Source organism: Nocardia sp. NPDC059236, assembly GCF_042754085.1.
Classification (GTDB): Bacteria; Actinomycetota; Actinomycetes; order Mycobacteriales; family Mycobacteriaceae; genus Nocardia.
In genome coordinates, this window is the sequence record NZ_JBHZAF010000005.1 from 478,681 (window position 1) to 490,800 (window position 12,120).

The 12,120-nt window shown below is 69.6% G+C and carries 12 protein-coding genes; 6 read left to right on the forward strand and 6 right to left on the reverse strand.

All coding sequences use genetic code 11. The features are described 5' to 3' along the window. Complete coding sequence (locus ACFXIV_RS16940) at nt 1–1,038, reverse strand: NrtA/SsuA/CpmA family ABC transporter substrate-binding protein (RefSeq protein WP_379403195.1); 1,038 nt, start codon at nt 1,036–1,038, stop codon at nt 1–3. Nucleotides 1,039–1,243: 205 nt separating this feature from the next. Here ACFXIV_RS16940 and ACFXIV_RS16945 point away from each other — a divergent pair, with 205 nt between their 5' ends. Beyond that, a complete protein-coding gene (locus tag ACFXIV_RS16945; RefSeq protein ID WP_379403196.1) occupies nt 1,244–1,993 on the forward strand; it encodes an IclR family transcriptional regulator in 750 nt (249 codons plus the stop codon). A gap of 88 nt (nt 1,994–2,081) precedes the next feature. Next, nucleotides 2,082–3,053 carry an aldo/keto reductase gene (locus tag ACFXIV_RS16950; protein WP_379403197.1) on the forward strand — a complete coding sequence of 324 codons (972 nt, stop codon included), beginning with the start codon at nt 2,082–2,084 and terminating at the stop codon, nt 3,051–3,053. Here the strand turns inward: ACFXIV_RS16950 and ACFXIV_RS16955 are convergent. From ACFXIV_RS16955 to ACFXIV_RS16965, 3 genes are all read right to left on the reverse strand, one after another. Next, a complete protein-coding gene (locus ACFXIV_RS16955) occupies nt 3,050–3,793 on the reverse strand; it encodes an aquaporin (RefSeq protein WP_379403198.1) in 744 nt (247 codons plus the stop codon). The two genes, ACFXIV_RS16950 and ACFXIV_RS16955, sit on opposite strands and share 4 nt — an antisense overlap. Nucleotides 3,794–3,877: 84 nt before the next feature. Continuing rightward, nucleotides 3,878–4,333: a helix-turn-helix domain-containing protein gene (locus tag ACFXIV_RS16960; RefSeq protein WP_379403222.1), complete on the reverse strand. Its 456-nt coding sequence runs from the start codon at nt 4,331–4,333 to the stop codon at nt 3,878–3,880. A 116-nt stretch (nt 4,334–4,449) separates the two neighbouring features. Then, nucleotides 4,450–5,208: a hypothetical protein gene (locus tag ACFXIV_RS16965; RefSeq protein ID WP_379403199.1), complete on the reverse strand. Its 759-nt coding sequence runs from the start codon at nt 5,206–5,208 to the stop codon at nt 4,450–4,452. Between the two features lie 108 nt (nt 5,209–5,316). On the opposite strand from ACFXIV_RS16965, the gene ACFXIV_RS16970 reads away from it, so the two are divergent. From ACFXIV_RS16970 to ACFXIV_RS16980, 3 genes are all read left to right on the forward strand, one after another. Beyond that, nucleotides 5,317–5,865, forward strand: coding sequence for a hypothetical protein (locus ACFXIV_RS16970; protein ID WP_379403200.1), 549 nt, complete (start codon nt 5,317–5,319; stop codon nt 5,863–5,865). 160 nt (nt 5,866–6,025) lie between these two features. Then, the gene (locus ACFXIV_RS16975) at nt 6,026–7,348 is read left to right on the forward strand and encodes a glycoside hydrolase family 1 protein (RefSeq protein WP_379403201.1); all 1,323 of its coding nucleotides are present in this window, start codon (nt 6,026–6,028) and stop codon (nt 7,346–7,348) included. Nucleotides 7,349–7,670: 322 nt separating this feature from the next. Continuing rightward, entirely contained in the window at nt 7,671–9,041 is a 1,371-nt protein-coding gene (locus tag ACFXIV_RS16980) for a family 1 glycosylhydrolase (protein WP_379403202.1), read from the forward strand. A gap of 20 nt (nt 9,042–9,061) precedes the next feature. Here the strand turns inward: ACFXIV_RS16980 and ACFXIV_RS16985 are convergent, their stop codons facing one another. Then, nucleotides 9,062–9,739, reverse strand: coding sequence for a MerR family transcriptional regulator (locus ACFXIV_RS16985; protein WP_379403203.1), 678 nt, complete (start codon nt 9,737–9,739; stop codon nt 9,062–9,064). Nucleotides 9,740–9,839: 100 nt separating this feature from the next. On the opposite strand from ACFXIV_RS16985, the gene ACFXIV_RS16990 reads away from it, so the two are divergent. Next, nucleotides 9,840–11,570, forward strand: coding sequence for a GMC oxidoreductase (locus tag ACFXIV_RS16990; protein ID WP_379403204.1), 1,731 nt, complete (start codon nt 9,840–9,842; stop codon nt 11,568–11,570). An 89-nt stretch (nt 11,571–11,659) separates the two neighbouring features. On the opposite strand, the gene ACFXIV_RS16995 is transcribed toward ACFXIV_RS16990, so the two are convergent. Then, the gene (locus ACFXIV_RS16995; protein WP_379403205.1) at nt 11,660–12,118 is read right to left on the reverse strand and encodes a hypothetical protein; all 459 of its coding nucleotides are present in this window, start codon (nt 12,116–12,118) and stop codon (nt 11,660–11,662) included. Nucleotides 12,119–12,120 lie beyond the last annotated feature (2 nt).

The window sequence follows — 12,120 nt, forward strand, 5'->3', positions numbered from 1 at the left end:
TCAGCGTCCCGGCTGCAGCCCGGCCAGCTGGTCCGGGGTGAGTTTGGACTTCAGGTCGTAGAAGATGTCGGCGGCGGTGATGTCGCGGGAGATGACGCCGTTGTCGCGGAAGAGCTTGACGATGGTGGCGAGGTCGGCGGCGTCGCTGTCGGTCGGGAGATGGGGCACGGTCGCATCGCCGCCCAGGCGGATGGCGTCGGTCAGGCGCGGGCCGCTCAGCGCACGGGGACCGGTCTTGTCGAAGACGTTCTGGAAGTCGGCGGGATTGCCACGCTGCCGGGTGGTGAGCTGCTGCACCGTCTGCAGGAATTTCGCGGCGATGTCGGGGTGCTTGTCGGCGACCTCGGTGCGGAACACGAACACCGTGTTGTCCTTGGATCCGATGGACTGCTCGGTGGCGATCTCGACGCCACCGTTGGCCTTGGCCTCCTGATAGGGCACCAGGAACGAGGCCCACGCGTCGACCTTGCCGGTGGCGAAGGCGGTGGCGGCGTCCTTCTGCTGCAAGGGGACTCGCGTCACCTTGTCGGCGGGCACCCCGGCCTGTGCGAGGGCCTGCAGCAGGATGTATTCGCCCTTGCCCGCCGGATTCACCGCGACCCGCTTGCCGGCCAGATCGGCGACGGAGTGGATGCCCGAGTTCGGGGCGGCCAGGATGCCGCTCTGATCCTTGCCCGCCGGATCGGAGACCGACACGATGCGCACGGCGACATCCTTGGACAGCGCGCCCACCACCGGACTGAAGGCGGCGTCGGAGACGTCGAGCTCCCTGGTGTTGAACAGCTTCAGCATGGAGCTGAAACCCGGTGTGGTGGTGACCCATTCGACGCGGGCGCGTAGTGGCGCGAGCGCCTTGTCGAAGGTGCCGTCGCGTTTGCCGACGGCCAGTGGCCCGGCATTGCCCGGGTCGACGACCTTGAGCACCACCTCACCGGAACCGGTGTCGGTCGAGCCGGAGCCACACGCGGCGAGCAGGGCGACGACGGGAGCCAGGACGAGGGCGTGACGCCAACGGTGTGGCCGGCGCGTGCGGAACATGGTGGGCACCTCTTCGATTCGGAACGGTCCAGCGATGCCCTGGGACAGTAGGGATCCCACGCGACCGGAGCGAGGTAATCCATTCCGAGGATTGGAAGGGTTGACAGGCCTCCACCGAAGGCCTTATGGCCATTTGCCTTTCGGCTTTCCAAATACTGGAAAGCTCGGGTCTACCGGACCGGCACGCCGTGCTACCGTCCCAACCGTGGAAGCCTCCGGAGTGCAGACCGTCGCCCGTGCCCTGTCGGTCCTCGACTGCTTCCGCGACGGTGCGGAGCGCGGCGTCTCGGAGGTCGCACGACAGCAGGGACTGGCGGTCAGCACCACCCACCGGCTGCTCACCGCGCTGGTGCAGGCCGGATTCCTGGACAAGAGCGAGGATTCCGGCCGCTACCGCATGGGCGGCGCACTGGCCGGGTACGGTCAGATCGCCTATCGCCAGCACCGCATCTATCTGGCCGAACCCGCGCTCGAACAGCTCGCCGCCACCACCGGCGCCAGCGTCTCGATCGCCTTGCGCCACAGCATCCACGCCGTGCTGCTGGCCACCAGCCGCTGGCGCGACACCGACGGCCATCGGCTCCAGGGCGTCCGGCTGCCGCTGCATGCCAGCGCGCTCGGCAAGACCCTGCTGGCATGGAACGACGCCGGCGACGACGAGCTGGCCGCGCTGCCCTACGACGAGGGCACCGCCCGATCCGTCTCCACCCCGGCCGAACTCCGGCGCGAGCTGGTCCGCACCCGCGAACGCGGCTACGCCTACAACGACGAGGAGCTCGATCCGGGCTTCCGCACGCTGGCCGTCCCCATCCTGACGCCCGGCGCGCCCTGCCGGTTCGCGCTGGGGCTGCGTGGAACGACCACGCTGATGATTCCCGAACGGCTCCCGTTCCTGGTCGATCTGGCCAAGATCACCGCCGCCGACATCGCCGCCCGGTTCGCCGCCGCCGACTGACCCGGATACACCGATTCATCTGGCAATCAATGGATTTCATTCGAGTTCCGATTGGTCGACGGCGGGCGCGGCTGACACGATGGGCGGCATGCGTGCACAGCGGCTCGGGAATGGTTTGACGGTGTCGGCGATCGGCCTGGGGTGCATGGGGTTCTCCCAGGGGTACGGGGCAGCCGACGACGCGGAGTCCGCCGCGGCCATCCGGGACGCGGTGGAGGCGGGAATCACCGTGTTCGATACGGCGATGAGCTATGGGCGCGGGCACAACGAGCGGCTGGTCGGGCAGGCGCTGGCGGGGACGGACGCCCTGGTGGCCACCAAGTTCGGGATCGTGCGGACCGAGACCGGCGTGGGACTCGACGGCAGGCCCGAGCATGTGCGCGGGTACTGCGAAGAATCGCTGCAGCGGCTCGGGCGCGACGCGATCGACCTGTACTACCTGCACCGGATCGACCCGGAGGTGCCGGTGGCCGAGACCGTCGGAGCCATGGCGGAATTGGTGAACGCAGGCAAGGTGCGGCACCTGGGCATCTCCGAGGCCACCCCGCAGCAACTGCGGGAGGCGGTGGCCGAGCATCCGATCGCGGCGGTGCAGTTCGAATGGTCGATGCTGTGGCGCGCGCCCGAGCGCGATATCGTCCCGGTGGCACGCGAACTCGGGGTCGGGATCGTGCCCTACAGCCCACTCGGGCGCGGATTGCTCACTGCCACACTGGATTCGGCCACGGTCGCCGACAGCGACTTCCGGCGCAACGACCCGCGCTTCCAGGGCGAGCATCTCGACGAGAACCTCGCACAGGTGGCGGCGCTGCGGGACCTGGCCGCGCGCCTGGGCATCTCGGCCGGGCAGCTGGCGCTGGCCTGGCTGCTGGCCCAGGGACCGGACATCGTGCCGATTCCCGGCAGCCGCCGTGCGGCGCGCATTCTGGAGAACGCCGCGGCCGCCGCGGTCGAGCTCAGTGCCGAGGATCTCGCTGAGCTCGACAAGCTGGTCCCGCCCGAAGGCTGGTCGGGTGACCGCACCTCCTTCGCGGTCCCCTCGACCACGCGTAACCCCTAGTCGGCTCCGGCCGGCCGGTACAGCAGGGTCATCAAGCTCAAACCGGCCAGGCCGCCGAGGATCTGGGCCGCGGCGAACGCGGTGACCGAGGCCGGGGCGATGCCGGTGAAGGAGTCGGAGAGCATGCGGCCCACGGTGAGTGCGGGGTTGGCGAAGGAACCCGAACTGGTGAACCAGATGGCCGAGCCGAGGTAGGCGGCCACGGCTGCGGCGCTCGCACCGCGGCCGTGGCGGGCGGCCCCGAAGCCCACGGCGATCAGGCCGGCGGCGGCGAGGATTTCGCCGAGCAGGTGGCCGCCGGTGACGCGATGGTGGGTCGCGATCTGCAGTGGAGTGCGGTCGAACATGGCGTTGGCCAGCAAGGCGCCGACGATCGCGCCCGCGCACTGTGCGGCCACATAGGCTCCCAGTTCCCGGGTGCCGAGCCCGGTGCGCTGCCGCCGTCCGCCCAGCCAATCCGCCAGTGACACCACGGGATTGAAGTGGGCGCCCGAGATCGGGCCGAACGCCAGGATCAGCACGGCCAGGCCGAAGGCGCTGGCGGTGGAGTTCTCCAGCAGCTGCAGTCCGAGATCGCCGGGTGAGAGCTGTTCGGCCGCGATCCCGGAGCCGATCACGACCGCCGCCAGCGCCGCGGTTCCGGCGAACTCGGCCACCGACCGCCGCGCCAGCGACAGTCCGGCCTCGGCGGGCACGGTGTCGAGGGCGGGATCGATCAGCGGACGTTCGTGGTTCGGCACCCGCACACAGTGACAGACCGGCGCTCGCGCAGGACCGCGTCGCCGCAACATATCTCGTATATCAGGCGCGGCCGGGTTCGGCGATCAATCGACCCCGCCGCCGCCCACCTCGGGCAGACCCTCGGTGACGCGCAGGCGATCGGCCATGGCGGTCAGCAGGTTCTGGGACTCCTCGCTCAGATCGAAGGCCCGCGTGGACAGTTTGCGCAGGCCGTGGAACTGCAGCCGGCCGATCAATTCGGAGTCCCGGTCGGCAGCGGTGGTATAGGCGTCGTCGGCGAAATAGGCCGACCGGACCCGGAAGAAGCGGGCCAGGGCGGCGATCGTCTCGCGGGAGGGATCGGTGCGCACACCCGAGCGCAGCTGGCTCAGATAGGGCTTGGAGATGGGGTGGCCCCACGCGGTCAGCTGGGCGGCCACCTCGGCGTTGGTGTGCGGGCGCTCGCCCGGGGCGGGCACGACCTCGAAGAGCCTGTTGAGGCGGGCCGCGAATCCGGACGCGGACGCGGGCGCGGGGACGGTGGTCGGGGTGACGTGCAGTTCGGCGGCACGGTGCGGGATGCGGGCGTAGAGCCGTTGCAGCGCGGGCTCGTTCAGCGAGGACCGCTCGAGCAGTTCGGCGACGCGGGCCACCGGGTCCGGGGCGTGGTCGGGGCTCATTCGGCCGCCTCCTTGCGGTCGAGGCCGGTCATCCAGCCGTGGTCGCCTTTCAATCGGGCCCAGCGCTGTTCGACCGCCTTCACGGACGGGAAGTCGAACAGGTGCTGGATTTCACGGCCGGTCAGGCCCATGGCCTTGCCCCACACCAGCCCGCGGTCGCGGTCGCCGAGCCCGGCCAGGCGGCTGCGGAAGGCCAGCCGGTCCACCACCGCACCGGCCACGTCCTCGGTGGAGGCCAGCACCTCCATCAGGTCCGGGCCGTCCTCGGTCACGATGGCCACCGAGGCCGCGGCCTGGAACTGATAGAGGTCGCCGGTGCGGCGGCTGCGGCGGAAGTGCTCGACGAAGGCCAGTACACATGCGCCGATGAAGTAGCTGCCCAGACTGAGGCCGCCGTCGGCATTCCAGCCGTCCCCGTCGCGGGCATTGCGGCGGAAGCGCTCGAGCGCGCGGGTGATGGTCACCTGCACGAAGTCCTCGGCGAAGCGGGTCTCCACCAGCAGTCGTTCCTGCGCGGTCGGGCGCAGCGGCATGCGCTTCTGCTCGGCCACCGAGAAAATCCAGCCGGTGCGCACCCATGGCCCCAGCACCGCCAATGCGTGGCGAACCAGACTGTCCGCCAGCAGTTTCCAGGCCGGCCCCTCGAATCCGGCCTTCCGGACCAGCTCGAACAGCTCGTGCTCGGCCGCGCATCTCTCGGGATCGGTCATGTCGTCGGTGTCCTCACCCAGCACCTCCTGATCTCTGACGAACACGTTATAGGTGTGGCAAACCCGCCGCCCCTCTTTCAGCTAATGACCAGTATCCGCGAGCGTGTAAATCGTTCCTTGACACAGGCTTTCACGTAAAGGCAGCATTTACATATGACTGATCCCCGACACAGAGACCCCGCCGACGAACGCGCGGTCCTGGCAAAACTGTTGTCCACCAATGCCGAATTCGTCGCCGAGGTGCTGCGGCCCGGCGACGGCAAGCCCGCGCCGTCGGTCATGGCGGCGCTGCGCGCGGCCCGCAGCCTCGACGGCGTCGTCGACGACGTGCTGCGCTCCCTGGTCCGCCAGGCCCGCGAGGAGGGCCGCACCTGGGCCGAGATCGGCGAAATCTTCGGCACCTCACGCCAAGCCGCGTTCCAGCGCTTCGGCGGGCCCGCCGCGGGCATCCAGATCCCGCCCGTCCCGCCCGCGGGCATCCAGATCCCGCCGGTGCCGCCGGTCCCTCCCATGCCCGAGATGCCACATCTGCCTCCCATGCCGGAGCCGCCCGACTGGGCGAAAATGCCCGGCATGCCGAAGATTCCGGGCCGGCCCTTCGGCGGACCCGGACAACCGGGCGGTCCGGACCACCCGCGGCACCGCGGCCCCGGCCGGCCGGGCTGGGGCCCGAATCCGCACGGCGACCAGCCCGCCGAGTGAGCGTCGACACACACCGGGATTCCGTCCCGAGCAGTCCGCGTTCGTCATCGTCCGCGCGGATCCGGACCGGACTATTCGGTCGAACCCCGGGTTGTGTGGGCGCGCATCGGCAATAATGCCGGACGCCTGCCCGATTCGCTGCCCGCCGAATGAGGAGCCCATGCGCACGCACTCCCGCCGCCATGCCGTCGCCATCCTGGCCGCCGCCACCGCCTTGTTCGCGACCGGCGCTCCGGCCGGTGCGGTGCCCGCGGCAGCGGACCTGCCCGCACTGGGCGCCGACTTCCACTGGGGTGTGGCCGCGGCGGGGTTCCAGAACGAAGGCCATGCGCCCGACAGCAATTGGCGCCGGTTCGTGGACACCCACCCGGATTACGACCGCTACGGCGACAGCGTCGACTTCTACGACCGGTATGCCTCCGATATCGCGCTGGCCGCGAATCTGGGCGTCGACACCTACCGGCTCAGCATCGAATGGGCGCGGGTGCAGCCGCAGCCGGGGGTGTGGGACGCGGACGGATTCGCCTTCTACGACAGGGTGATCGCGGCCATCCGGGCCGCCGGGATGCGGCCGATGATCACCCTCGACCACTGGGTGTATCCAGGATGGGAAGCCGATCGCGGCGGGTGGGCGAATCCGGGCATGGTCGAGGACTGGCTGGCGAACATGCGCACGGTGGTCGACCGCTACGCCGGCGCCGATCCGATGTGGGTCACCATCAACGAGCCCTTCGCCTACATCATGAACGAGGTCCGCAACGGCGGGCTGCCCGCCGCCGACGTGCCGGCCATGCAGGCCCGACTCGCGCAGGCGCACAACAGCATCTACGACTACATCCATGCCCGTCAGGCCGACGCCATGGTGACCAGCAATGTCGCCTACGTGCCCGCCGCGGACCCGATCGTCAACGGCGCCATGCTCGATGCGATCGCCGCCAAGCTGGATTTCGTCGGCATCGACTACTACTACGGTCTGTCGCCCGACACGGCCGCCGAGTACACCAACTTCGCCTCCTCGGCGCTGTGGAAGCTGCCGCTGCAAGCCGACGGCCTGTACTACACGCTGCGCCACTTCGCCCACCGCTTCCCCGGCAAGCCGCTCTACATCGTGGAGAACGGGATGCCCACCGAGAACGGTGCGCCCCGGGCCGACGGCTACACCCGCGCCGACGACCTGCGCGACACCGTCTACTGGCTGCAGCGGGCCAGGGCCGACGGCACGAACGTCATCGGCTACAACTACTGGAGTCTCACCGACAACTACGAGTGGGGTTCCTACACACCACGTTTCGGCCTCTACACCGTCGACGTGCTCACCGATCCGAGCCTGACCCGCAAGCCCACCGACGCCGTCGACGCCTACCGCGCCATCACCCACGACTCCGGCGTGCCCGCCGGCTACCTGCCGACCCGCCCGCCCGCGACCTGCTCGCTGGTGGACGCCCTCGACAGCTGCGCCGACCCGGTCACCCTGCCCCGTTGACTCCGCAACACGCTCGACAGCCGGCTGGTTGCACCGGACTGTGACTCCCCCTCGTGGAACTGCTTGGGCCACAGGCCGGTACGACTCGAAACGGTAGCCGTCCACCGACCGGCACCCACACCGCAGATCGCGCGCAGGCAGGTAAAGTGGCTGGTGACGGCCCCGAACGGGTTTTCCGGACCGGAAAACCGGACACCGACCGGGGCTCGGGGAGACCGGTCGCACAGCGCGACACGCCCGCCGCTGCCCCGAAATTCAGTTAACCGGCAGCTACGCTCCGATTCGGGACATTCCGACCACCCGTCCCCGAGGAGGAGCCCCGATGCGCAGACGACTGCACCGCCTCGTCCTGGCCGGGCTCGCGGCCGCCGCGATGCTGCTCCCGGTGGCGAGCGTCGCCCACGCCACCCCGGCCACGCCCCCGCCCGCGGCCGCGGCCGGCACGCGCGGCAGCCTGGGCCCGGACTTCCTGTGGGGCGTGGCCGCATCGGGATTCCAGTCCGAGGGGCATGCGCCCGACAGCAACTGGATGCACTACATCGACGCCAATCCCGGCTGGGACCGCTACCGCGACTCCATCGACTTCCGCTCCCGCTACCCCGGCGACGTCGCCCTGGCCGCGAGCCTGGGGTCGAAGGTGTTCCGCATCGGCATCGAATGGGCGCGGCTGCAGCCCGAGCCCGGGGTCTGGGACGAGGACGGGTTCGCCTTCTACGACCGGCTCGTCGACGACATCGTGGCCAACGGCATGGAACCCATGCTGACACTGGACCATTGGGTGTATCCGGGCTGGGAGGCCGAGCGCGGCGGCTGGCGCAATCCGGGCATGGTGGACGACTGGCTGGCCAATGCCCGCAAGGTGGTCGACCGCTACGCCTCGCGAAATCCGGTGTGGGTCACGGTGAACGAGCCGGTCGCCTACATCATGCACGAGGTGCGCCAGAACGACACCGACGCCGACCAGATGCTCGACAAGGTCGCCCAGGTGCACAACCAGATCTACGACTACATCCACCAGGTGCAGCCCAAGGCGCTGGTCACCAGCAATGTCGGGTACGTGGCCGGTTCGGAGTCGCAGGTCAACGGCCCGCTCATGGACCGCATCGGCGACAAGCTCGACTTCATCGGCGTGGACTACTACTTCGGCCTCGAGCCGCCCAAGACCAATGCCGTCAACCTGCCCGACGGTTCGGCCGCCCCGCCGCCCGGGATGTGGGAGCTGCCCATCCGGCCCGAGGGCATCTACTATGCGCTGCAACACTATTCGCAGAAATTCCCGGGCAAGCCGCTGTGGGTGGTGGAGAACGGGATGCCCACCGAGAACGGCAAACCCCGCGCCGACGGCTACACCCGCTCGGATCACCTGCGCGACACCGTCTACTGGCTGCAGCGTGCCAAGGCCGACGGCATGAACCTCATCGGCTACAACTACTGGAGTCTCACCGACAACTACGAGTGGGGTTCCTACACACCACGTTTCGGCCTCTACACCGTCGACGTGCTCACCGATCCGAGCCTGACCCGCAAGCCCACCGACGCCGTGGGCACCTACCGCCAGATCATCACCGCGGGCGGCGTGCCCGCCGGCTACGAGCCGGTGCGCTTCCCCTCGGACTGCCACCTGGTGGATCCGCCCGCCAGCTGCGACTCCCCCGTCACCGTCCCGAGCGTGGCCCCGGCCCCCGCGCCCTGACACAGCCGCCGCGGCGGGGTTCAGCGGTCGAGTTCACCCACCGCGCGTTCGATCTCCTCCACCAGGGTGACCCCGCCGACCTCCCGGGCCGCGGCCCGGAACCGATCGCGGAAGCGATCGAGATCCAGGTCCACGCCCTCGCCGCTGTACTCCGCGCCCGCGGCCTCGCGGATGACGCGGACCATCTCGTCGGCCAGGGCGGCGATATGGGTGCGGATCAGCTTGCGCAGCACGCCCGACAGGGCGATGTCGGTGCCGACGTCGTAGAGGATGAGCGCTCCGGTGAGCATGGCCGGTTCGGGCACCCGCCAGCGCTCGCCGACGCGCTCGAGGTAGCCCGCGGCGAGCAGATCGTCGAGGATCTCGGGGCGGCGATCGCCGAGCAATTCGGTCAGGGCCTCGTCGTCGAGGATCGTGCCGGTGTCGGCCTCGGCGCTGTAGCGCGGATCGAAGACCTCACGCCAGTCGCCGTCGCCGGGTACCTCGGCTTCGAACACCTCGCGGATCGCGTCCAGGCGCAGCCCGCGCGCCTGCATGGCGGTGATGGCGTGCAGCCGTTCGAGGTGTTCGGGACCGTAGACCGCTTCCTTGCCGGCCCGGCCGGGCCTGGGCAGCACGCCGACCGAGTGGTAGTACCGGATGGTGCGGGCGGCCACTCCGCTGAGTTCGGCGAGTTGCAGACGGCTGTATCGATCCACCCGAACAGCATAGATACCGCTACCGGCGAACGTTGACAGTTACAACTGTCCGCATTAGCGTAACCGCCGCCACACTGTCGACGACGACAAGGGAGAATCCATGACCCAACGCGACACCGATTTCGACGTGCTCATCGTCGGGTCAGGATTCGGCGGCAGTGTGAGCGCACTGCGCCTCACCGAGAAGGGTTACACCGTCGGTGTACTCGAGGCCGGTCAGCGATTCGCCGACGACCAGCTCCCCGACACCAGCTGGGACCTGCGCAAGTTCCTGTGGGCGCCGAAGCTGGGCTGCTTCGGGATTCAGCGCATCCACCCGCTGCGCGATGTCCTCATCCTCGCGGGCGCGGGCGTGGGCGGGGGCTCACTGAACTACGCCAACACTCTCTACGTGCCCCCGGCCCCGTTCTTCCAGGACCAGCAGTGGCGCGAGATCACCGACTGGCACGACGAACTCATGCCCTACTACGACCAGGCCCGCAAGATGCTCGGCGTGGTCACCAACCCGCACATGACCCCCGCCGACGAGGTTTTCAAGCAGGTCGCCGAGGACATGGGCGTTGGCGACACCTTCGTCCAGACCCCGGTCGGCGTGTTCTTCGGCGAGGCGGGCAAGACCGTGCCCGACCCGTTCTTCGGCGGCGCGGGCCCGGACCGCACCGGCTGCATCGAATGCGGCGAGTGCATGACCGGCTGCCGCCACAACGCCAAGAACACCCTGGTCAAGAACTACCTGTACCTGGCGGAAAAGGGTGGCGCCCAGGTCTTCCCGATGACCACGGTCACCACCGTGCGCCCGCTGCCCGACGGCACCTGGGACGTGGAGACCGAGCGCACCGGCGCCTGGCTGCGCAAACAGCCCAGGACCTACACCGCCAAGCACGTGGTGCTGGCCGCCGGCACCCGCGGCACCCAGCAGCTGCTGTTCGCCATGCGGGACAAGGGCGTGCTGCCGCAGCTCTCGCCGCGGCTGGGCGTGCTGACCCGCACCAACTCCGAGTCCATCGTGGGCGCGGCCACCCGCAAGGTGAACCCGGATGTGGACTTCACCCGCGGCGTGGCCATCACCTCCTCGATCCACCCCACCCCCGACACCCACATCGAGCCGGTCCGCTACGGCAAGGGCTCGAACTCGATGGGCCTGCTGCAGACGCTCATGGTCGACGGCGGCGGCAAGATCCCGCGCTGGCTGCGGTTCCTGTGGACGGTGCTGCTGCACCCGCTGACGCTGCTGCAGTTCCTGTCGGTGCGCAACTGGAGCGAGCGCACCATCATCTCACTGGTCATGCAGCATCTGGACAACTCCATCACCACCTACACCAAGCGCGGGGTGTTCGGGCGCAAGCTGACCTCCAAACAGGGCCACGGCGAACCGAATCCGACCTGGATCCCGGTCGGCAACCAGGTCACCCGCGCCGTCGCGGACAAGATCGGCGGTGTCGCCGGCGGTTCCTGGGGCGAGGTGTTCAATATCCCGCTGACCGCCCACTTCCTGGGCGGCGCGGCGATCGGCGCGGACGCCGACCACGGTGTCATCGACCCCTACCACCGCGTCTACGGCTATCCGACCCTGAGCGTGGTCGACGGTGCGGCGGTCTCGGCGAACCTGGGCGTGAACCCGTCGCTGACCATCACCGCGCAGGCCGAGCGCGCGGCGGCGCTGTGGCCCAACAAGGGCGAGGCCGACACCCGCCCGTCGCAGGCCGCGGGCTACGCCCGTATTGCACCCGTTGCACCGGTGCAGCCGATGGTCCCGGCGACCGCCCCGGCGGCGCTGGTGCTGCCCATCGTCGAGATCCGCAGCGGCGGGACCGAATCCACCCCCGCCTGATCCACACCGGCTACAGCGCAGGCCCGTCGATCGTTTCCGATCGGCGGGCCTGTGACGTTGCGCTGGTCAGCGCTATGAAACCGCGCTGGTCAGCGGGCGTGGATGTGGGCCATCGGGGAGGTGGGTGGCGGGACGTCGCCGACGGGGGCGCGGAATTCCTGCAGCGCGGCAAGCACATCCACGTGGCGGGCGGCGTAGCAGCGCACCTGCGGCAGAGCGTGGGCGACCTCGCTGCGCTCGAGCGGCTCGGCGTCGATGTAGCCGACCTGGTCCAGGCCCACGCCCAGGGTTTCGGCGATGCGGGTGATGGCCGCGGACTTGCGGCCCCAGCCGACCTCGACGGCGGCGAAACGCTCGGCCACGCCGTGGCGGCGCAATTGCTCTACCGTCCAGGCCCATTCGCCGCGGGAGGCGACGGCGTGCATGACGCCGCGCTCGTTGAGGATGCGCAGCGAGCGCGCGGCCTCGGCGCGCAGCGCGCCTGCGGTGGAGTCGGAGACCACCCCGTCCCACAGGGTGTTGTCGCACTCCCACACAAGCAATTTCACAG